This is a genomic window from Paenibacillus sp. D2_2, assembly GCF_031199965.1.
GTDB lineage: Bacteria > Bacillota > Bacilli > Paenibacillales > Paenibacillaceae > Fontibacillus.
On record NZ_CP133605.1, the window covers coordinates 5,065,001 to 5,087,483 of the forward strand.

General features: G+C 42.0%; 15 protein-coding genes and 5 pseudogenes. 2 read left to right on the forward strand and 18 right to left on the reverse strand.

Annotated elements, in window-relative coordinates:
* Positions 1-260: 260 nt before the first annotated feature.
* From RE628_RS26040 to RE628_RS26075, 8 genes and pseudogenes are all read right to left on the reverse strand, one after another.
* Positions 261-1,700, reverse strand: coding sequence for an extracellular solute-binding protein (locus RE628_RS26040; protein ID WP_309156201.1), 1,440 nt, complete (start codon positions 1,698-1,700; stop codon positions 261-263).
* A gap of 211 nt (positions 1,701-1,911) precedes the next feature.
* Positions 1,912-3,405: an ABC transporter substrate-binding protein gene (locus tag RE628_RS26045; protein ID WP_309156205.1), complete on the reverse strand. Its 1,494-nt coding sequence runs from the start codon at positions 3,403-3,405 to the stop codon at positions 1,912-1,914.
* 412 nt (positions 3,406-3,817) lie between these two features.
* Positions 3,818-5,842: pseudogene (ligA, locus tag RE628_RS26050) on the reverse strand (NAD-dependent DNA ligase LigA).
* A 701-nt stretch (positions 5,843-6,543) separates the two neighbouring features.
* On the reverse strand, positions 6,544-8,883 hold the full coding sequence (pcrA, locus tag RE628_RS26055; RefSeq protein WP_309156208.1) for a DNA helicase PcrA: 2,340 nt from the start codon (positions 8,881-8,883) through the stop codon (positions 6,544-6,546).
* 102 nt (positions 8,884-8,985) lie between these two features.
* Complete coding sequence (locus tag RE628_RS26060) at positions 8,986-9,675, reverse strand: heptaprenylglyceryl phosphate synthase (RefSeq protein ID WP_309156211.1); 690 nt, start codon at positions 9,673-9,675, stop codon at positions 8,986-8,988.
* A 343-nt stretch (positions 9,676-10,018) separates the two neighbouring features.
* Complete coding sequence (locus tag RE628_RS26065) at positions 10,019-10,909, reverse strand: phosphatidylinositol-specific phospholipase C/glycerophosphodiester phosphodiesterase family protein (protein ID WP_309156214.1); 891 nt, start codon at positions 10,907-10,909, stop codon at positions 10,019-10,021.
* Positions 10,910-10,990: 81 nt separating this feature from the next.
* Positions 10,991-12,396: pseudogene (locus RE628_RS26070) on the reverse strand (undecaprenyl-phosphate glucose phosphotransferase).
* A 4-nt stretch (positions 12,397-12,400) separates the two neighbouring features.
* A pseudogene (locus RE628_RS26075) lies at positions 12,401-13,331 on the reverse strand (glycosyltransferase family 2 protein).
* Positions 13,332-13,505: 174 nt separating this feature from the next.
* On the opposite strand from RE628_RS26075, the gene RE628_RS26080 reads away from it, so the two are divergent.
* Both RE628_RS26080 and RE628_RS26085 read left to right on the forward strand, forming a co-directional pair.
* On the forward strand, positions 13,506-13,721 hold the full coding sequence (locus RE628_RS26080; protein ID WP_309156216.1) for a glycosyltransferase: 216 nt from the start codon (positions 13,506-13,508) through the stop codon (positions 13,719-13,721).
* Between the two features lie 89 nt (positions 13,722-13,810).
* Positions 13,811-14,329 (forward strand): glycosyltransferase family protein, encoded by a 519-nt coding sequence (locus RE628_RS26085; protein ID WP_309156218.1) that lies wholly within the window; start codon positions 13,811-13,813, stop codon positions 14,327-14,329.
* A 144-nt stretch (positions 14,330-14,473) separates the two neighbouring features.
* Here the strand turns inward: RE628_RS26085 and rfbD are convergent, their stop codons facing one another.
* The 10 genes and pseudogenes from rfbD to RE628_RS26135 form a co-directional block, all read right to left on the reverse strand.
* Positions 14,474-15,361: a dTDP-4-dehydrorhamnose reductase gene (gene rfbD, locus RE628_RS26090; RefSeq protein ID WP_309156220.1), complete on the reverse strand. Its 888-nt coding sequence runs from the start codon at positions 15,359-15,361 to the stop codon at positions 14,474-14,476.
* Positions 15,358-16,368 (reverse strand): annotated as a pseudogene (gene rfbB / locus RE628_RS26095) (dTDP-glucose 4,6-dehydratase); the annotation flags it as partial. The gene rfbD and the pseudogene rfbB, both read right to left, overlap by 4 nt.
* A gap of 27 nt (positions 16,369-16,395) precedes the next feature.
* Entirely contained in the window at positions 16,396-16,944 is a 549-nt protein-coding gene (gene rfbC, locus RE628_RS26100) for a dTDP-4-dehydrorhamnose 3,5-epimerase (protein WP_309156222.1), read from the reverse strand.
* 22 nt (positions 16,945-16,966) lie between these two features.
* Positions 16,967-17,709, reverse strand: a pseudogene (locus RE628_RS26105) (sugar phosphate nucleotidyltransferase).
* 14 nt (positions 17,710-17,723) lie between these two features.
* Positions 17,724-18,128 (reverse strand): GtrA family protein, encoded by a 405-nt coding sequence (locus RE628_RS26110; RefSeq protein WP_309156224.1) that lies wholly within the window; start codon positions 18,126-18,128, stop codon positions 17,724-17,726.
* A complete protein-coding gene (locus RE628_RS26115) occupies positions 18,079-19,014 on the reverse strand; it encodes a glycosyltransferase family 2 protein (RefSeq protein WP_309156225.1) in 936 nt (311 codons plus the stop codon). The genes RE628_RS26110 and RE628_RS26115 overlap by 50 nt, the downstream gene beginning before the upstream one ends.
* A complete protein-coding gene (locus RE628_RS26120) occupies positions 18,995-20,092 on the reverse strand; it encodes a DegT/DnrJ/EryC1/StrS family aminotransferase (RefSeq protein WP_309156228.1) in 1,098 nt (365 codons plus the stop codon). Before RE628_RS26120 ends, RE628_RS26115 begins: the two co-directional genes overlap by 20 nt.
* Positions 20,093-20,122: 30 nt before the next feature.
* Complete coding sequence (locus tag RE628_RS26125; protein WP_309156230.1) at positions 20,123-20,674, reverse strand: acyltransferase; 552 nt, start codon at positions 20,672-20,674, stop codon at positions 20,123-20,125.
* Entirely contained in the window at positions 20,658-21,086 is a 429-nt protein-coding gene (locus tag RE628_RS26130; RefSeq protein ID WP_309156232.1) for a sugar 3,4-ketoisomerase, read from the reverse strand. Before RE628_RS26130 ends, RE628_RS26125 begins: the two co-directional genes overlap by 17 nt.
* 21 nt (positions 21,087-21,107) lie before the next feature.
* Positions 21,108-22,457, reverse strand: coding sequence for a hypothetical protein (locus RE628_RS26135; protein WP_309156234.1), 1,350 nt, complete (start codon positions 22,455-22,457; stop codon positions 21,108-21,110).
* Positions 22,458-22,483: the final 26 nt, after the last annotated feature.

Sequence of the window (22,483 nt, forward strand, 5' to 3'; positions counted from 1 at the left end):
CTTTTTTCGTCATTGTTGTCTTCGCTTCGACAACCGCCCTTCAAAAGCGGCAAGAAATAATGTATCACGTTCACGATTATAATGCAACACTTTTTTAAAAAAAGACTAAACCACGGTATGACCCTGAAATACCTTCTCTTTTTATTTGCGACAATGAACCCCACGAAATGACAAAGAGACTTCCTTGTCTCTCCGTGTGAACCATTCGTAGTCAAGCACTCACACGGAGAATTACAAGGAATGTCTCTTATTAGAATTACCTATTCTCCAGCTTTATTTACTGAAATTGAAGTATCGTCGTCTGAACTCGCACTATCGTTACTAGTTCCCTCTTTGCCTTTATTCGCTTCTTTATCCTTCAGACCTTTGTCGAGTGCTGTTTGCGCCTCAGCTTGAACTGTCTTGAGTGCTTCGTCCATGGTCTTCTTATTATCCTTTACCAATCCAAGTTCTCTGCTCAGGATTGAATTGTACTCGCCGTAGAAATTATCAGGGAGCTTCTCCATATTGTCATAAATCTTGCTCGCTTTGGGCTTCAAGGCATAAAACGGATCCAGGCTTTGACCCTCGTAATCCTTCTTAAAGCCCATTCGGGTCATTAGATCACCGCCGGATCTTGACTTAACACGGGCATAATCTTCACCGTTAATGAACTTAATGAACTCCCAAGCTGCATCTTTATTAGGAGAAGTTGCGTTAATAGCGAAAATCTCACTCAAATTTGCGTTATACGTTGATGTAGGATCCGAAGGATCAACCTGTCCGGAAACAATGCCGATTTCAAATGGCTTATAATCTTTCAATCTTTCCTTAGCATCCTTCATATTTTGAAGCATATAAGGATAACCCACTGTCATCGCAGCTCGTCCCATCAGGAATGGCTGGCTCTGATAATAGTCTTCCATCGTCCCGCCCGTGAATCCATCACCGTCTGGATTATAGATAACTCCAGATTTCTCGGCATCGATGGCCAGCTGGAATACTCTTTTCCACGAATCGGTATCTACCGTTACCTTCATCGTATCCGGTTTCACATACATCAGACCTTCTGAGCTCGAGATCATACTAACCAGAGAATCCATCGAGGTAGGGTAGTTATCGCCATACCCATATACACGAGTCTTCTCATCACCCTCGGTTGGGAAACGGCGAGCCAGGTCAATAATATCCTGCCAGGACATTCCGTCATGCGGCAAATCTACCCCATACTTGTTGAAAAGATCCTTATTATAGAACACTGCATTTCCATAAAAAGATGGCGAAAGGCCGTATAACTTATTTCCGCCAATCTCCTTCAACATATCGATCAAACCGGGATAAATCCCTTCAAGTTTAAATTTATCCTTCTCAATATACGTGTCCAGCTCTACGAGCTTGCCGTCAGCAACATACTTTTCAAAGTTGCTAGTATCCAGCATCAAAACGTCTGGCTTCTCCTTATCAATCAGTTCATTAAACGCTTCCTGATATGACTTGCCTTCCTCATTGTTGTACAGACCTTGCGTTGAGACAACTTGGAACTCGATGTTCTCCCCATTCTTCATGGTGAACAAATCACCATATTGTTGATAGAACCAGCTCTCATCATTAAAGAGCACTTTCAAAGTCGATTTAGTATTTTCCGTTTTCTTACCTGGCCCAGCTGTACAACCAGCTACAAGCATACAGCTTACAGCGAGCAAGGCGATCTTTTGCCACATTTTCCCCGCATCTTTTCCTCCTATGGTTCATGAATTTTTTTTAATCCAGTCATGGTTAATACGTATTCCTTAAATGTAAAGTTACATATTTACTGCAATTACAAAGATTCTCTGAAATTCATGCAAAAAAGAATCCTTCGCTCTCTCTAAGAAATAAAGTGCAACCTGACACTCTACATCAAGAGAAACAAAGGATATAATTCATCATTATTTAAAAAATGTAATTATCATTGGAAGCCACTTGAGTTACTCTCCTGAATTGCCCTCCTCTGTAACAACAACGCTTCCACCAGCACTCGCAGTACCCGGTTCCGGCACCTTCTTTACCTTTATTCGCTTCCTTATCCTTCAAGCCTTTGTCAAGCGCCGTCTGGGCTTCCGATTGAATCGTCTTCAGAGCCTCGTCCAAGGTTTTTTTGTTATTTTTCACCAAGTCAAGCTCTCTCGTCATTACCGCGCTGTAATCACCGTAGAAATTATCAGGTAGCTTGTCCCAGTTACGATAGCTCTTATTAAGTTTCGGTTTCAAAGCGTAGAACGGATCCAGGCTTTGACCTTCGAAGTCTTTCTTGAAGCCCATTCTAGACATCATATCATTGCCAGATCTGGACTTAACACGAGCATAATCCTCGCCGTTAACGAATTTAATGAAATCCCAGGCCACATCTTTATTGGTCGAAGCCGCGTTAATCGCGAAAACCTCACTCAGGTTCGCGTTATAAGTTGATGTAGGATCTGAAGGATCGACCGGACCGGAGACGATACCGATTTCAAACAGTTTATAATCTTTCAATCTTTCTTTAGCGTCCTTCATATTTTGGAGCATATATGGGGATCCTAACGTCATCGCGGACCTTCCCATCAAGAACGGCTGGCTCTGATAGTACTCTTCCATTGAACCACCCATGAATCTATCACCTTCCGGATTATAGACAACCCCGGATTTCTCGGCATCGATGGCCAGTTGGAATACCCTTTTCCACGAATCGGTATCCACTGTTACCTTCATTGAATCCGGGTTCACGTTCATCAGGCCTTCCGCGCTGGAGATCATACTTATCATGTTATCCATCGAGATAGGATAGCTATCGCCATACCCGTATACACGAGTCTTCTCATCACCATCCGTTGGGAAACGCCGGGCTAGATCAAGAATATCCTGCCAGGACATTCCGTCATGCGGCAAATCTACTCCATATTTGTTGAACAGATCTTTATTGTAGAACACAGCACTTCCATAGAAAGTTGGAGAAAGACCGTATAATTTACTACCGCCAATTTCCTTCAACAATTCGAGAAGACCTGGATAAATGCCCTCAAGATTATATTTATCCTTTTCAATATAGGTGTCTAGCTCTACGAGCTTGCCATCGCTAACATATTTCTCGAAATTATTAGTGTCCAACATTAGCACATCCGGCTTCTCTTTATCGATCAACTCATCGTATGCTTCCTGGTAGGACTTACCTTCCTCATTGTTGTACAGATTCTGCGTAGAGATAATTTCGAACTCGACATTCTCCCCGTTCTTCATCGAGAACAAATCGCCATACTGCTGATAGAACCAGTTCTCATCATAGAATAGTACCTTCAATGTTGTCTTTGTCTGTTCTACTTTCTTGCCTGCTCCATTCGTGCAGCCCGCCAATAACAAACCTACCATCGCTAGAAGTACAATCTTTTGAATCCATTTGTTTCTCATCATAACCTCCCAATGATTTGAATCCTACAATCATATGACAACACAAGCCCCAAAAAAGTTATATTCTGGGTCTCCTATTCCCAAATATTATTACATAGGAACCACAATTAATCTACCATAATCAGGAAAATTAGGAGATTTGACTAATGTTGATAGTCGAATATTGCTGTTTATTGCCTGCGTAACGCTAGATCAAGCACCTGTCGGAGAGTTCCTCTATTGCGATAATTTCTATATAAGAACCCGCCCCAAGAGCAATTCAAGGGAGCTATGCAAATTGAAATAATCACATAGTAGAGACTGGATAAAAAAAATCCCCAGGTAGCTCTCCTCAGTAAGGAAGTGCTGCTTGGGGATAGATTTGATTTTTGTGATCAGATTAATACCTGGAGTTGTTGCAGATCTGTTCCTTCAATTAGGAGTTAGATCCTTCTTCTAACAGGCGGATGAACTCATCTTCATCCTCGATAACCATAATCCCTAGTGCCTTGGCTTTGGCCAGTTTGCTGCCAGCTTTCTCACCCGCTATGACTAGATCAGTCTTCTTCGATACACTGCCCGTTACTTTCGCGCCGAGCGCCTCCATACGAGCGCCTGCTTCATCCCTGGTTAGCTTATGCAGTGTGCCCGTAAGAACAACGGTCTTTCCATTAAAGAAAGAGTCAACCGGAGGAGCAGCCTGCTCTTCTGGAGGTGTCGCCTTAACACCAAGCTCCAGCATTTTATCAATGCCATCACGGCTGATCGGATCTGCAAAGTATGTTACGATGCTCTCTGCTACAATGCCGCCAATATCCGGCAAAGCCGTTAATTCCTCAACGGTAGCACTCATCACCGCTTGTAGACTGCGGAAGTGATCAGCCAACACCTTGGTGGTCGATTTTCCGGTATTCGGAATCCCTAGGGCAAATAAGAAGGCAGCAAGGTCACGTTCCTTACTCTGCTCAATAGCCTCCAGCAGGTTGTTCGCTTTCTTCTCGCCAAAACGCTCTAGCTTAATCAGATCCTCAAAAGATAATGTATAGAGATCGGCTGGCCCATGAATATGCACTTCTTCAAATAACTGCTCGGCCGTCTTCTCACTAAAGGTCTCAATGTCCATTGCATCACGCGAAGCAAAATGCGTAATCCGGCTTACAATTTGCGGTTTACAATCCAGTCGGTTGTTACAGAACAGATGGGCTCCACGCTGCTCCAATGTAGAGCCGCAGGACGGGCACTCGGTTGGGAATAAAATCTCTCCCCATCTTGCTCATCCGTCACTTTGCCGAGGATCTCCGGGATAACGTCATTAGAACGCCGAATAAACACCCGGGTACCCAGTGCAAATTTCAAATTCTTGCGCTCAATATCACCCACATTGTTGAGTGTGCAGTTCTGCACGGTAACCCCGGCTAACTCAACTGCCTCAACTTTGGCAATAGGAGTGACCTTGCCAGGTCCGTCCAACATTCCAGCTGACCGATTCAAGAACCGTGGTTGTCTCCTCTGCCTCAAACTTGAAGGCCACTGCCCAGCGTGGAAATTTATCTGTATAGCCGAGCACCTCACGTGTACGCATATCGGTAATCTTGATGACCGCTCCGTCAATAAGATAATCCAGCGTTGGTCGCTGCTCTACGATTTGGTGTAGTTCTTCCATCACCTTAGAGAAGTCAGTATGGTAGGTAATGTACGGATTCACCTTGAAGCGATTTTCCTTGAGAAAAGCCATCATTTCACGGTGATCTGTAAACTGAACATTGTCTGAATACCCAACATTATAGAAGAACGCGCTTAACTTCCGCTCAGCAGTCGTCTTCGGATTCAGGTTGCGCAAAGCACCTGCTGCTGCATTACGGGCATTCTTCAACGGATCAGCCGCTGTCTCATTGTATTTGTTCAATACAGACAGATTCATAATGCCTTCGCCCTGTACTTCGATCGTACCGTCATGATAAGGAATCGTTAATGGCACCGACTTGATCGTCTTTACCTGCGCCAGAATGCCTTCACCGACAACACCGTTGCCCCGCGTGGACGCCTGTACCAACTTCCCATCACTATAGGTCAGATTGAGGGTCAGTCCATCGAACTTCAACTCAACGACATAAGTCGGATCTGGGAGCGGATTGTCCGGGTTCTTCGTGTTATAGTCGGCAATCAATCGAAGCGCCCGTCCATGCCAGTTTAGTAGTTGCTCCTCGTTCTGCGCCTTGTCCAAGCTCCATAGTGACGCCAAATGACGATGCGGTTTGAAGCCCTCAAGTAATTCACCGCCGACGCGAATCGTCGGGGAATCCGGCAAGGTTACTCCTGTCTCCGCCTCAAGCGCAGTCAACTCATCATAAAGTGCGTCGTACTCTTTGTCACTGATCATCGGCTCATCCAACGTGTAATAATGATAACTATAGTGATTCAATTGCTCCACGAGCTGTTCCATTCTTTGCCTAGCGTCCATTCAGGGACAACCCTCCTTATATATAAAAAAGTTGATGATTAACCTCAGTCGGTCAACAACGGCTATCACGCTTATTCTAGCGGCTTTGACCTGGCTTATGAATAGTTCGCGAGCCCCAACATACCGTTTATAATGAAGTCCTCCTCACAAGAACAATTGTGCGAAATGTCTTTCAGAACGCGGACACTATTCTAGAGAGGGGATATGCTCACTCATAGCATAGAAACAATATATATAGTATACGTTTGTAGACAACAGTCTACATATTGATCAAAAATCGGATTTGCAAATATAACCCTTGTGTCCACTTTTAGGTGGACATTTTACGCGTTTGTGTGTGGTAGAGAGACAATAATGACCATTGCAGCTCGGATATAAGAAAATTGGTATTCCCATGTTTGCTGCAATACGCATAGATAGTATATGCACATGTATACATCACTTATATATCAATATCATATCTATTATCATATCTATTCTAAAATCAAGTTCTTATATAGCATTCTACACAAAACCGATATTCCCCATACTAGATCAATCGAGACCATTCGCCTGCTGAGGTTCATGATCTCGATTGAAAGGGAATATATGATTCTATTACATGTTGAATTACTGTTCTAGCACTAATTAATCGAATTGATACTTGTCCTGAACCAGCTGCGCCTCGCCATGCGCAGGTAAACGCGCGCTAGCGAGCTTGCTTACTCAATCACCTTGGTGATTGGAGCGAAGCCAGCGAGCAGGCGCTTCACGCCAACCGGCGCCGGAAAGGCGATCTGCAGCTCCGTGTCATTACCGGAGCCCTTGATCGACACGACGGTGCCGATGCCCCATTTGCCGTGCGACACCTTGTCGCCGGCACTGAAGCCGCCGGGAGCTGCGCCAGCCGCCCCGGCAGTAGGACGCGTTCCGCCAGCAGCCCCTGGCACGCTGACGGTCACTCCACTGCGGCCGCTAGGCGCCGCAGCGTTTCTGCCTTCGGCCCCACCACGGTGGCCGAAGTTGCTTCCGCCGTTGCCGCTGAAGCCGCGGCCGCTGTAGGCGCCCCCGTTACCTGCCCCACGGCGGTATCGGTCGCGGGCGACGACGGTGTCTTCCTTCAGTTCCTCCGGAATCTCGTCCAAGAAGCGTGACGGCGGATTTGAAGTCGTCCGCCCGTACAGGGTGCGCATTTGTGCACAGGAGAGGAACAGCTTCTGCTCGGCCCGTGTAATACCTACATAGGCAAGACGGCGCTCCTCCTCCAGCTCTATATCATCCTGGAATGCCCGGCTATGCGGGAACACCCCTTCCTCCATCCCGACGATGAACACGACTGGGAACTCCAGACCTTTAGCGCTGTGCATCGTCATTAGCACGACCGCATCGTCCAGCGGACGCTCCTCATCGCTATCATTCATCGAATCGATATCCGCGATCAGCGCCAGATCCGTCAAGAACGCAACCAGCGTCTTATCCTCGCTGTTTTTCTCAAATTCCATCGTTACGGACAGGAATTCATCGATATTTTCCAGACGCGAACGCGATTCGATCGTATTCTCAGTCTGCAACTCCATGCGGTACTGGGTGAGCTCAAGCATTTTCTCCGTTAATTCCGTGACAGATAGATATTCCAACATCCGATGTAGGCCGTCGATCATATCGAAAAACTCAACCAGCGCATTCCGTGTCCGTCCAGCGAAGCCCAGATCATCCACAGTCTCAAGCACCCGGTAGATCGATGTGCCCCGCTCAGCCGCAGCTGCTGCCAGCTTGGCAACAGTCGTATCACCAATGCCCCGCTTCGGTACATTGATCACCCTTGTCAGGCTAATATCGTCGTCCGGATTGGACAAAAGACGCAAATAGCCGAGCATATCCTTAATCTCTTTGCGATCATAGAACTTGATGCCGCCCACGATCTGATACGGGATATCCGACTTGATCAGCACTTCCTCTATTACCCGGGATTGAGCGTTCGTACGATACAAAATTGCATGATCGCGATACGCTTTGTCGGCTTTAATATTTTTCTGAATTTCCGAAGTTACGAAGTATCCTTCATCATGCTCGGAATCAGCGCGATACACCTTGATCTTGTCGCCTTCACCTTTATCAGTCCACAGCTTTTTCGGCTTGCGTCCCGCATTGTTGGCAATGACACCGTTAGCTGCATTCAAAATAGTCGAAGTCGAGCGGTAATTCTGCTCCAGCAGGATCGTCTTCGCTTCAGGATAATCCTGTTCGAAGTTGAGGATGTTGCTGATGTCAGCCCCGCGCCAACGGTAAATCGACTGGTCGCTATCGCCGACGACACAGATCCGGTGGTGCTTGTCTGCCAGCATCTGGCACAGCATATACTGTGCCCGGTTTGTATCCTGATACTCATCGACATGGATGTATTTAAACTTGTTCTGATAAAAGTCGAGCACCTCAGGTGATTCCTTGAACAATTCAATCGTCTTCATAATCAAGTCGTCGAAATCCAGCGAATTGTTGCTGCGCAATCTTTTTTGGTACATCGTATAGACCTTGGCAACAATCCCCTCAAAATAATCACCAATCTTCTGCTCGTACTGCTGCGGTGTAATCAGTTCATTCTTTGCCGTGCTGATCATGGACAGAACCGCCTTCGGTTCGAATTTCTTCGTATCGAGGTTCTGTTCCTTCATGCAGTTACGAATGACCGAGAGTTGGTCGGTTGAATCCAGAATCGAAAAATTCGAGGTAAAGCCGATCCGCTCAATATCCCGCCGCAAAATACGCACGCACATGGAGTGGAAGGTTGAGACCCAAATGTCGCGCCCTTCCGTTCCTCCAACGAGATGAGAAACACGCTCCTGCATTTCGCGGGCTGCTTTGTTGGTAAACGTAATCGCCAGAATAGACCACGGCGCAGCCTTGCGGGTCGCTATCAAATAAGCGATGCGGTGCGTCAGCACGCGCGTCTTGCCACTGCCTGCACCAGCCATAATGAGCAGTGGTCCCTCCGTCGTCTCCACAGCTCTGCGCTGCTCGGGATTCAGGCGGGCTACCGCCTCTTGTATGTTAACAGGTTGCATAGATAAATCATGCTCCTTTCCAATTGCTATAACGTAAATCTAGTTCAGTCTGTCTGTTAAGTTGAACGAATCGGATGAATTTAGTTCAACACCTATATGCTGCTATTTATTAATCGCAGCAACGGTCTCCAATGCCTTGTCCAAGTCGCTGTAGATAATATTGCCTACAACAATCGTGTCACAGGCAGATGCAGCCAGACGCGCCGTATCTCCATCCACGATCCCCCCGCCGTAGAAAAGACGAGAATGCTCTAACCTGTGACGCACCGCTGTGACCAGTTCCAAATCACCAAAGGTTCCACTGTACTCTACATAAACGATTGGTAGATGAAATATCCTGTCAGCAATTTGCGCATATGCAGCCGCTTCAGAGTCAGATAGTGAGGTCTTGGCTTCTGTTCGTCTGGCTACCGTCGAATCGGGATTCAGCACGATATATCCTTCCGGAACAAGCATGTCCCAAGGAATCATATCACCATACATCTCTGCGGCCTGCGCCTGATTCCCGATCAACCACTGCGGATCGCTACTGTTAAGCACCATCGGAATCAGAAAAAAATCGAAGCCCGGCACGATCGCTTCCAGCGTTGATATCTCAAGCACACATGGAATTTGAAACTTGCGTATCCGTGTCAGCAGGCTCTCGGTATTCTTATAGGTCACCCCACTGGATCCGCCCACCATGATGGCATCCGTCCCAGAGCTGCAGATCGCTTCCAGTGTCTCATCATCGATAGACCGATCCGGGTCTAATTTGAACACATGCCGCCAAGATTGCACCATTTGATTCAACACTGATTCCTCCAGTTTAACTTGTTCGAACTAATAGAGGTTGTTCAACCAGTCCACCGGATTTTGCGAACACTCTAGTAAGTGCCTCATCCCATGAAAAAAGGGGCCGTCTTCGCCCCGCCTGTCATATTGTGGTGTGTTCAACCTCTTACCGTCTTCATGCTAAATAACCCAGTCTAAATTAAGGATATAAACCCGGCCATTTCCTTGGAAGAATGCGGGTTCTGTGTGCCCCGTTCCTCTCGCACTTCTTAGTCTAGTTTACTATAGAAATGCTGTCAATGTTCGTATAAAAGGCGAACAAAAAAAGATGCCTTACCTCCAATTGGAAAGGCATCTTGTCTTATAATCCTAAGTAATTACTCCACCATGAACGATTACCATCAGCCTCGGTCAGGAAATCAGTGTAAAAGCCATAGACACCCATATTCTTGAACTTCTGCATAGTCTCCACATCATTAATGGTGTGAACATAAGAAGGTATACCCAGCTTGTTCAGCTTCGAGACTAGATTTTTGTTCGCACGAGCCTCCGACATCGTAATCGCCGCTAGTCCCTTCTCTTCGGCAAACTGAAGTACTTCATCATCAGATTCATGGGTCTGATACAAGGTGAAAATCACGGATTCAAACGGATAAATCGCCTCGATCTGATCCCACATTGGATGATTATAAATCTGCGGCACTATTCTCGTTAGAATCTCCGGGTCACGCTTCTTGGCACCGTCTACGATTTTGGAGAAAATTTGGTCGATCTCCTCCGGCTTAATCTGCTTCGTATCCGTTACCAGATACATATCGGGATAGTCCACCATAAGATCTAGAACATCATCCCAAGTAAGCGGCTCATAGCGGCCCATGATCTTCGCGTCCTTGAACTCCTTGGTTGTAAATATGGCCCCATAACGCTCCGGCTTCAATCCGTCTTCTTGCCCCATCAATTTGGTGAAGCTCTCTCCCCATTCATGACGAGCAATTAGATCATCATCCGCACTAAGTAGGAAATCGCTCTCGAATACACGTATACCCTTCTCATAATTAGCGATAAAAGCTTCATAGCTGTTCGTATACGACTTCCCGCTGATCCCGCCCATGGCGTGAGCAATCATACGGTGGGCCTTGAAACCTTCTTGCTGCTGTAACGAGTTGTTGGATTTGTTAAAGAAGATTAAACCAATTAATATTGCGAGGAGTACAATGATTAATAATATGAAATATAGCCATTTTCTTTTCATTAAGGTTCTCCATCCAATCTTGTTCAGCAAGTTTATCTGTTATTTTAACTTAATAAGGGTGAAAATCCAAATATATTCATTTTAATAGGCGTTTTTATTTATAAATCCTTGGAGAACGGTCTTGAAAATAATTTTGATATCAAGCAAGATCGACCAATTCTCTATATAAAAAATATCATGCTCAATCCGATCCTCAATCGACGTATCCCCACGCAAACCATTGGCTTGAGCGTAACCAGTAATGCCGGGACGAACATGGTGCTTCACCATGTATTTAGGAATCTCTTCACGAAACTGCTCAACATAGTAAGGTCGCTCCGGCCTTGGACCAACGACGCTCATTCGACTGGCTAACACGTTAAAAAACTGTGGGAGCTCATCCAGACTCGTCTTACGCAGGAATGCACCAAACTTCGTACGTCTTGGGTCATTTTCCGTGGTCCAGCCTGTATCCGCAATCCCCTCCGGCAAAGCACGCATTGAACGGAATTTGTACATGGAGAATTTACGGCGGTTCAGGCCAACCCGTTCCTGTTTGAAAATAATTGGTCCCTTAGAGGTTAATTTGATGCCTATAGCGACTAACAACATGATCGGAGATGTAATAATGATGGCGAATGAGGAAAATACAATATCAAACATCCGCTTCACCAGCCGGTTTCCGGTTAAATCGAGTGGGATATCACGTACATTTATCATTGGCATACCGGCAAAGTTATCGAAATAAGGCCGTGCTGGCAAGAAGTCAAAGAAGTCAGGAATAATCAAAGCTCTGACCCGGCCTTCTCGCAAATAGATACAATCTTTGCATATTTGGGGTGCGCATAAAGCGGCAACGCCAGAACAACCTCATCTATTAACTTTTTCCGCAGAATTTTCTCTAGTTCATTCACCGCACCCAGGACTGGTTTATAGCGTTTAAGCTCCTCAGGCGTAAAGGTACGATGATCATCCAGAAATCCAATCACTTCATACCCGAGCTCCGGGTACTGCCTCAGATTCTCGTAAAACTTGCAACCCAGTGAACCTGCACCGACAATGAGCACGAACTGCTTGTTGAAGCCTTTTTTGCGGAAATGCTTAAGAGATTGCTTGAGGAAATAGCGGTAAAGCATAATCAGCAGCAAATCAAAGCTTATGTAGAGGGCCAAGTAATCCCGAGAAATATCAACCTGCTTCACGAAGAACATAATACTCAGCAGGACGAACAGACTCGTCATATGAACCTGAATAAGCTTGAGAACTTCGTCGGAGAAACGCTTTTTACGCTTAGGGGTATAGAGCGAGACCAGAACACCAGTCATGACCGCGATTGCACCATAGACAAGACTCCAAAAAGCGTAAATTTCAACCGGAAGTGCTCCATCAAAATCCATCCACCCGCTCTTGAACTTCAGCCACCAAGCAAGTATGAAAGATACTTGGATACATAAGAAGTCGACTAAGCTATACAGCTGTGCTAAGAAGCGCTGATTTTTGCGGATCATGACCTCACCTCCAATTTGGAATCGTTAGTGGACGGATGGCTTCCCATCCCCGATTTGAATCCTTGTCCCGTCCCCTAGGGATCAGTTTATTTTTCGCTAATGATAACGTGAATTTGACAGCAATTCCACAAAAGACAGCCGTGTTCGTAAGCCAGGAGTATTGCCGTACATAATGCTTGCGATGAAAGATCCACATGGAATGGTGGAATTCATATATAATCTTGAACGGCTTGCGTCGGCTGCTCGCTCCCTTATAGTGAACAATGTATGTGACTGGATGGTACCAAATGTCCCAACCTGCTTGCTTAATCCTGTAGCACCAGTCCACATCTTCCCCATACATGAAGAATGTTTCGTCCAGACCACCTACCTGCTGTAATGTCTCTCGACTTACCAACATGAAGGCTCCGACCAAACAATCGATGGCATAGCTCTCATTCGGATCGAGGTAACCGAGTTGATACTGATTAAACCGCGGTCGATCCGGGAACAACTTCGAGAAACCGAAGGCATAGTAAAAAGAGGCGGATGGAGTCGGAAATCCCCTCCGACAGGCCTTGTCTAAGGAACCGTCCGGCAGGATGACTTTGCAGCCTGAGGCTCCGATCTTCGGGTTCTCATCCATGAAGGATACCATCGTTTGCAACGTATCCGGTTGCACGATGGTATCGGAATTCAGCAATAATATGTAACGGCCCGCGGCAGCTTCCATCGCTTGATTGTTAGCCTTAGCAAAGCCTGTATTCTCATCATTCGCAATCATCCGCACCTGCGGATACTGCTCCTTAATCTTCTCTACCGAATCATCCGCCGAGGCATTATCTACTACTATTACCTCATACGAATAACCCGTCTCGGAATCATATACCGACCGCAGACAATCCAGCGTCAACCTGGCAGGTATTATAATTCACGATCAATACACTCAAATCCATGAACTACGCGCTCCTGACAAATATATTAATCTATCGACTATTGTCAACATTATAGCATAGTGTGAGGGAGTGAACCTGAAAGGGAAGGAATTTTAAGGTATTAGAAAGATCTTTGGGGCTGTCATTCTTAGTATGCTAGAATTACATTAATAGAATCGACGGAGGGCAAGTATCTTGGGCTACGCTAAAATTTGCATTTTACTATCTACCTATTGTGGTGAAAAGTTCCTATCTGAACAAATAAATAGTCTATTAATGCAAGAAAATGTTGATGTTCATATTTTGATTCGCGATGATGGTTCCGATGATCGCACTAAACAGATTATTTCAGAAATTGCAGATAAGTATCCTGATAAATTAGAGTACATATTTGCTCAAAATGTCGGGTAAAAAACAGTTTCTTTAACTTAATAAATCGTGCCTACGAAATAATAAACGATTATGACTACTTTGCTTTCTGTGACCAAGATGATGTGTGGATGAAAGACAAGCTATTTCGTGCCGTAACAAAACTTCAAATAGAAAACAGTAGCATTCCACTACTCTACTGTTCATCAACACAGATGGTGAATGCCGCTTTAGAATCGTTAAGTATATGGCCCTTACAACCTAAGAAGGAATTATCTATATACAATGCGACTGTAGAAAATGTGGTGGTGGGTTGCACCACCATTCTAAATCAAGTTGCTCTAGAATTAATTGTAACTCATCTTCCTGACCGTACAGATTACGTTATTATGCATGACTGGTGGGCCTATTTAAGTGTATCTTCGTTTGGAAAAGTAATTTTTGATCCAGAACCGGGTATTTTATATCGACAGCATGGCAATAACGCCCTTGGGGGCAGACTGATAACTTTATCAATAAATGGAGAAAAAGATTTAAGAGATACGCAGCTGGCCAAAACCATTATATTCTATCCCAGCAGGCTAAGGAATTCTTATGTAGCTACCGAGATTTACTGGATGAAGAATCCGTTGATGCAATTTCGAAATTAACCATCTCTCATAGCAAAAATGTCTTGGTTAGACTAATCTACGCTATTCGTTTACCTTTCTACAGGCAGTCACGTATGGATCAGTTGATTCTAAAGTGTATAATTTCTCTAGGGAAAGTATAGAAAGAAGAACACCTACTAAGCTTCATAGGTGTTCTCCTGTATTGTCTTCGTTCTTCAAAAATTCACGGAGAAAGGATATCAATCCTTCTCGCCAATGTCTTAAATCCTGAAATCCATTAGTCCGTATGCTAAGATGCTCCATCACTGAATTGGTAGGGCGTGGCGCAGGACGTGGAAACTCCTCCGTTGTACATGGATTGACCTGAACATTATAAGATCCGCCCTGAGAATTAGCCTCCGCAAAGATCGCCTGCGCAAATTCAAACCAAGTGCATTCCCCAGTATTAGATGCATGGTAAATTCCATATTTCTCTGTTTGTACAATTTCAAGAAGAAAATCGGCTAGATCCACCGTATAAGTTGGAGAGCCTTTCTGATCATTCACCACATTAAGTATAGGTTTATCCTGCCCCAGCCGTAGCATTGTTTTCACGAAATTGTTGCCATGAAGTCCATAAACCCATGAGGTCCGGACAATAAAGTAGGCCGAAGACAAACTCTGGACAAGCACCTCTCCAGTACGTTTAGATTTTCCATAGATAGTTTGAGGGTTAGTGTTGTCATATTCATGATAGCCGTTGGCAGACTGTCCATCAAAGACATAATCCGTACTAATATAACAAAATTTCGCGGCAATTTTCTCAGCAGCAACGACCAGATTTCTCGTCCCTACAGCATTCACTTGATAAGCCTGATCTACGTCCGTTTCCGCTTGATCTACAGCCGTATAAGCTGCGCAATGAATTATTACATCGGGTCTGAATTCCTCGACTCGTCTCAGACAAGCATCAGAATCTGTAATATCCAAAGACTTACGATCGCAAGGAAGAACTTCATAAGATTGCTGCTCAAACACCGCAACTACATCCCGTCCTAACTGCCCTGCTGCTCCAGTGACAAGAACCTTCATGCCCGATCCCCTAGCCTTGCCCCATACTGTTTGGCATAGTACTCCTGATACTCTCCAGATTGGATGCGCGTCCACCATTCTTTATTATCCAAGTACCACCTAATGGTCTCTTTTATTCCCGTTTCGAAATTATGCTTCGGCTTCCAGCCTAACTCTTGTGTAAGCTTCGTTGGATCTATACCATAACGACGATCATGACCTAGGCGATCTTCCACAAATGTGATTAGTGATTCTGGTTTGTTTAATTCTTGTAGAATGGTCTTTACAATATGGAGATTCGTCCGTTCGTTATTACCGCCAATATTGTATACTTCTCCCACACGTCCTTGATGAATAACAAGATCAATTGCACTACAATGATCTTCAACATATAACCAGTCACGAATATTTAGCCCATCACCATATACAGGTAAGGCTTGATCACTCAATGCTCGAGATATAATTAATGGAATAAGTTTTTCAGGGAATTGATAAGGTCCATAGTTGTTAGAACACCGTGTAATGTTCACGGGTAGTCCGAATGTTTCATGGTAGGCCCGAACTAACAGATCGCCTCCTGCCTTACTAGCTGAATATGGACTATTGGGCTCTAAAGGTGTACTCTCCATAAAGAGACCTGTCTCTCCTAGCGAACCATATACTTCATCCGTAGATACCTGTACATACTTTGTTACGCCATGCTTTTTAGAAGCATCAAGTAGTACTTGTGTACCGAGTACATTAGTCTTAACAAACACGCCTGGATCCAAAATACTGCGATCAACGTGTGATTCCGCTGCAAAGTTAACAACCACATCGACACCTTGGCTGATCAAATCATCCATCGCCTTAGCATCTGTAATATCAGCTTTCACAAAGGAGTAATTAGGATGATTCTCGATAGATTTAAGGTTCTCTAGATTTCCTGCGTATGTCAGGGCATCCACATTTACAATTTGATAATTTGGATGCTGCTGCAACATATAAATTACGAAATTACTTCCGATAAACCCGGCACCGCCGGTAACTTAATAGTTTCATTAGGAAATATGCCCCTACTCGAAGTTCAGTTCTGCATCTTTCAGCAGTGGATGACGTTGATCTTTGTCCGAAAGAATCGGACTTGATGTTGGCCAATCAATCCCCAAAGCAGGATCGTTCCATATAATGCCGCGATCATTCTCTGGTGAGTAGTATTCATCCACTTTGTAGAATACTTGTGTGTTCGGCACCAGCGTACAGAAACCGTGAGCAAAACCTTTCGGTACAAGAAGTTGACGGTGGTTATGTTCACTTAAAGTGACTCCCACCCACTGACCAAAGGTTGGTGAATTTCGTCGAATATCAACGATCACATCGTAGATAGCACCTGAAAGTACACGAATCAACTTCGTCTGAGCTTTAGGATTGAGTTGGTAGTGAAGGCCTCGCAGAACTCCTGGTTCTGCAGACAGAGATTGATTGTCTTGGATAAAGTCATATTTAATTCCCTGTTGTTGCAAAATAGCATCGTTATAACTTTCCATAAAATAGCCACGACTATCTCCGTGGACTACAGGTTCTATTATACTCGCACCTTGTAACTTAAGAGGAGTGACTTTCATAAGTTAGATTTCCTCCCTGTATTTATAGTTTTAACCTACCGAATGCTTCATCAAATACCAAGGCCTGCGACAATTCGTTAGCTCTTGCTAATGAAGAGTGTGTCCCGCATCCGTCCACCAACCATGAAGAACATCAAATGTAAGCTCATTACGATTAATATATGCATTATTTACATCTGTGATTTCCAGTTCGCCTCTGTTAGATGGTTTTAAAGTCTTCACAATATCAAATACTTTATGATCGAACATATAAATTCCTGTAACCGCATAATTTGACTTCGGATGTTCTGGCTTTTCTTCGATAGAAACAATTCGATCTCCTTGAAGTTCCGGTACGCCAAAGCGTTTGGGATCTTGGACTTCTTGAATTAGAATCTTAGCGCCATTCTTTTGTTGTTGAAAGTTATGCACATAAAGGGAAATATCATCTTCGAATACATTGTCTCCCAAAATAACGACCATTTGGTCTTCCCCAACAAAATGTTCAGCTAGATCAAGTGCTTGCGCAATACCTCCGGCTTCATCTTGCACTTTATAGGTAAAGCAAACCCCCATTTCTCGACCACTACCAAGTAGGTTAACTACATCACCCATGTGTTCTTTTCCTGTAACAATGAGAATATCGTTAATTCCAGCTTGTTTTAGTTTATATACCGAATGGAAAATCATGGGATATTTACCAACGGGGAGAAGATGTTTGTTCGTGACTTTGGTTAAAGGGTAAAGGCGTGAGCCTGTACCACCTGCTAGGATAATACCTTTCATTATGCTACCTCATTTCATTTACTTTTAATAATAAACTTAGAAAGTGTATAGGTAATTGGAATTGTTACTACAATAACGATTAAAGGTACAATTTGGGTTGATATGTGTAAATACTCAACTAAAATGTACAACATAAAAATGTTAATTAAATACTGTACCAAGTACACAACGGGAAATTTGAGAAATTTAACGAACGAAACTTTTTCTTTAAACACAAATACTGTATTCAAGTAATAGGATAGAAATATTCCAGATACATAGGAAATTGTATATGATAAAGAATAATTAAAAAATATGAGTAATAGTAGATAAACTAAATATGTAGCTAATGTATTAATTCCACCACTAATTACAAACTTCAAAAATTCCTTATTCAAAAGTTTTGTCAACAACGTAGGATGGTCGTTCTCTACTTTCATCTAATATCCTCCAAAGATATTCACCAATAATACCTAACATAATCATAATAATTCCTAACAAAAAAGTAATTAGAGCAATAATTGTAGTCCATCCTTGAAGTTGTATAAAGCCGAATAACGTACCGACTATTACGAAAACGCCGTATAAAAAACTCAAAATCGCTGTTATAACACCTATAAAGGACATAATTCGAATAGGTGAATATGAGAAGCTAACAAAGGAATCTACAAAGAGTTTGATTTTTTTGGAAAGTGTCCACCTAGATTTCCCAAGCTTTCTTTCCTGTCGTACGTAAGGAATTTGCACTTGATCATGCCCAAGCCAATAAATGAGACTCATGATATTTGTATTCTTCTCGTGAATCTTCACTACTTCATGAACAACTTGTTTATCGATCAATAAAAAGTCAAACCCACCTTTTGGGTATCCTTTTAAGGCTAGTTTCTCTAATAAAAAATAATAGGTATTAGAAAACAACTTCTGAGAGAACGATTCTTCCCGATCTTCTCTTGTTGCAAGAATAACCTTTTTCCCTGATTTCCAGTGCTCCATCATCTCTTTAAACATTTCCGGAGGGTCTTGTAAATCAGCAGCAATAATACCAACGCAATCGCCAGTCGCATATCCTAATCCAGCCTGAATAGCAGACATTGAACCAAAATTACGGCTTAACTTAATCACTTTAATCCGAGGATCTTGTTCTCTAGCCTCCAGCAGCAACGGAAATGAATTATCCTTTGATCCATCATCAACAAATATAAATTCAAAATCATAATCCGGCATAATATTCTGTAAGTTCTGCAATCTTGGAATAGTATACGGAATATTTAATTCATTGTAGTAAACAGGTACAACAATAGATAATTTAATTCGGTCTGTACTCATTTACAACCTCCACAATTCTTTTCACATCCTCCATATCCATAACCGGACTTATTGGAAGACTGACAATTTCCGAGTGAATCTTTTCAGATATAGGGAAGGTTAGCTCATTCCATTCTTTATATGCTTCTTGTTTATGAGGGGGAATAGGATAGTGAATCATAGTTTGAATTCCCTGTTGATTCATATAGTTAATAAAATCACTTCTATCTGGAGTTCTAACTACAAATACATGCCAGACATGGGATTCTGGCCCCTCTTCAACATAAGGTAATGCAACATGCTCATTAACAATATTGTTCAAATAGTACGTTGCAATATCCCTCCTGAACTTATTATCTAGATCTAAGAACTTTAATTTCTCACTCAATATTGGAGCTTGAAATTCATCTAATCTACTATTATAGCCTTTATAGATATTCTCGTATTTCTTATGTGATCCATAATTTCTTAAGGCCTGAAGATTCCTATACAAATCTTCATCATTTGTAGTGATTGCTCCAGCATCTCCTAAGGCCCCAAGGTTTTTACCAGGATAGAAGCTAAATGCTGCGGCATCTCCTAAATTCCCAACCTTACGACTTGCATAAACAGCCCCATGGGCTTGAGCACAATCTTCAATTACCTTCAAATTGTATTTCTCTGCAATTCTCTTAATAGGTCGCATATTGCATGATTGACCATAAAGATGAACAACTAAGATTGCTTTGGTATTAGGGGTAATACTTTCTTCAATTTTGTCAGGATCTAAGTTATATGTCATTAAATTAGGCTCAACTAACACAGGCGTAGCCCCATTTGCAGATACAGATAAAATAGATGCAATGTAAGTGTTAGAAGGTACTATTACTTCGTCCCCTATGCCAATATCGTACGCTCTAATGATTAATTCTAAAGCATCCAATCCATTTGCCACTCCAAGACAATAACTCGTCCCACAGTAGTCTGCGAATTTAGATTCAAAGGATTTAACCTCCTCACCGAGAATATACCATCCAGAATGCAGAACCTTATGAACACTATTTAATATTGCTTCTTCGTGACGTAGATTGATTTTTTTCAGATCGAGGAAAGGAATCATATTAACCCACCTATTTCAGTAAATATATTATTATTCAACAATAACTCCATCTTCCAAAGTATATTGCTTACCACAAGTTGAACATAACAACTCACCACTCAATTTTTCTCCACAGTTACAAATATATCCTTTGAATCTCGCTGGATTACCATACCATAACGTATTGTTTGGAATATTCTTTGTAACTAGAGAGCCTGCACCAATCATAGCATACCTACCTATTGTATTACCTGCTACAATCGTTGCATTAGCACCTATAGAAGCCCATTCTTCAAGTACAGTTTTCAAAAATTCACCTGGATACTGTTTAGAACGAGGTCTTAGATCATTAGTAAAAGTAACATTAGGACCAATAAACACATTGTCTTGTATTCTAACACCATCCCAAATATATACCCCTGATTTAACCGTAACGTTATCACCTATAATCACATCATTTTCAATAAATGTATGGTCGTTTATGTTACAATTTGAGCCTACAACAGCTCCCGGTAAGATATGAGCAAACGCCCAGACACGAGTATTTTCTCCTATTCGTTCCGATTCAACAATTGCCTGCGGATGATTAAAATACTGTATCATTCTTATACACCTCAATAAATTTATCATAATCTCGAATATAATCTTCTGAGTCGTACAAATGAGAAGCAAGTACTAGTAATACACAGTCAGGCGAAAAGTCATACATTTCATGCCAATCGTTTGGTTCAAGAATAAGAACCTTTGTTGGTGAATCTAATACAACATCCGTCTTTCTTTTTGTATTATCTAGATACACTTTACAGTTACCTGACACACAAATTAAAGCTTGTCGTGTTTTATAGTGAGCATGAAATCCTCTACGAATTCCTGTCATTGTATTATATATGTAAAATATTCGGTTGATCTCAAAGGGAATAGATTTATTTCCCTCAATTACGGTTAATAGGCCTCTTTCATCACCTAATTCTTCAATTTCAATTAACTTACTGATATCATAATCCACTTTTTTCATTTGATCCTCCCTGAAATATATTTAAAATCCTAACCAATTGATTCTACCTGTTTGATAATCCAACAAAAATGATAGATAGAATGTTAGGAGTATCACAATTATGAAAATCAATGAATATTTAATAGCTTTCTTTACTTTTAAGGATTTATTTATATTTTCACTTTTCCAATAATCCATACAATATTGAATACTCCATCCAGAGAAAGGTAACAACAACATAAAAAGTGGATATCCAAATCTTGATTCAATTATGGTAGTACCTATAAAGCCCCAATAAAGAATAAATGAACATAAAAATGATAAGGCGATAAATCTTCCGGATTTCAATTCATTTTTCTTGATAAAGAAATACACTCCGTATAAGCTAGTTATCCAAAATAAGTACAAAAATAGCGATCCTATAATTCTACTAATAGGATAGTAGTCTTTAATATAAGTATCAATATATCCCCAATCCAACACACCAAATAGATGAGAGGAATATGCTAGTATAAATGCAGGGAAATTTGTAAATATTAATTTGAATATATTACTTTCCGAAGAATCTAATAAATAAGGTGAAGGAAAAAATAATTGTGCATTTTCGTTTGGTATAACAACTGTCCCATATTTAAGATTTGAAGCAGCTAAGTTGCTTTGAAAATCGTACAAATCTGCATGCAATAGTGGTGTCCAATCATTGAACTGTTTTACATTATTATAGAGTTGCGGAAAAAAGATAATTAGCGCACTTACACAAAACACTAAACTCTTAAGAATATTTACATCTTTAATTATAATTTTTCTGATTGTTAAGAGAACGATTATTATTGGAATGAAAACTATCGCTGATGGACGAATCATCGTACCTATATAACTATAAGTAAATATCATTAAGTATGTTTTATTCTTATCGAAATCCCCAAATACAAGATATACTAATGCCAATATAACACAGCATGCAGACATAAGATCGGTCAATAACAAAGTTGAAGATTGAATTAAATAAGGATTTAACAAACCAAAAAATAATATTCCATAACACACAATTTTCTTATTACAAAACTCATAAAAACTAATACCAAGTAAACAAATAGTATATACATAAAACAAATACTGGAAGATACTCATTCCTATCTTTATAACTGCAATATCTCCATTCGTAAATATACTAATACAAGATATGATTAGCGGATATAAATAGGTTCTTAATGACTCATTAATATTAAACAATCCTTGAGCAAGAATATTCTTACTTATACCTATATATCCAATTTCATCATAGTAGCTTACTTTGTAATTGAAGCTTAAATAGTATAAAAACATGCAGATAGATGCCAGGAAAATAACAGCAAATTTTTTATCTTTAAATAATAATCTAAAAGTTCTCATATTCTCTCCTTAGACTTTATTGAAGG

Excerpts from the sequence above, each read along its gene's own strand:
- RE628_RS26085 (WP_309156218.1), top strand. The coding sequence starts at position 13,811 with ATGAAAGACAAGCTATTTCGTGCCGTAACAAAACTTCAAATAGAAAAC.
- RE628_RS26040 (WP_309156201.1), bottom strand. The coding sequence starts at position 1,700 with ATGTGGCAAAAGATCGCCTTGCTCGCTGTAAGCTGTATGCTTGTAGCT.
- RE628_RS26110 (WP_309156224.1), bottom strand. The coding sequence starts at position 18,128 with ATGAAAGTAGAGAACGACCATCCTACGTTGTTGACAAAACTTTTGAAT.
- RE628_RS26135 (WP_309156234.1), bottom strand. The coding sequence starts at position 22,457 with ATGAGAACTTTTAGATTATTATTTAAAGATAAAAAATTTGCTGTTATT.
- RE628_RS26065 (WP_309156214.1), bottom strand. The coding sequence starts at position 10,909 with ATGAAAAGAAAATGGCTATATTTCATATTATTAATCATTGTACTCCTC.
- RE628_RS26045 (WP_309156205.1), bottom strand. The coding sequence starts at position 3,405 with ATGATGAGAAACAAATGGATTCAAAAGATTGTACTTCTAGCGATGGTA.
- RE628_RS26120 (WP_309156228.1), bottom strand. The coding sequence starts at position 20,092 with ATGATTCCTTTCCTCGATCTGAAAAAAATCAATCTACGTCACGAAGAA.
- RE628_RS26130 (WP_309156232.1), bottom strand. The coding sequence starts at position 21,086 with ATGAAAAAAGTGGATTATGATATCAGTAAGTTAATTGAAATTGAAGAA.
- RE628_RS26125 (WP_309156230.1), bottom strand. The coding sequence starts at position 20,674 with ATGATACAGTATTTTAATCATCCGCAGGCAATTGTTGAATCGGAACGA.
- rfbC (WP_309156222.1), bottom strand. The coding sequence starts at position 16,944 with ATGAAAGTCACTCCTCTTAAGTTACAAGGTGCGAGTATAATAGAACCT.
- pcrA (WP_309156208.1), bottom strand. The coding sequence starts at position 8,883 with ATGCAACCTGTTAACATACAAGAGGCGGTAGCCCGCCTGAATCCCGAG.
- RE628_RS26115 (WP_309156225.1), bottom strand. The coding sequence starts at position 19,014 with ATGAGTACAGACCGAATTAAATTATCTATTGTTGTACCTGTTTACTAC.
- rfbD (WP_309156220.1), bottom strand. The coding sequence starts at position 15,361 with ATGAAGGTTCTTGTCACTGGAGCAGCAGGGCAGTTAGGACGGGATGTA.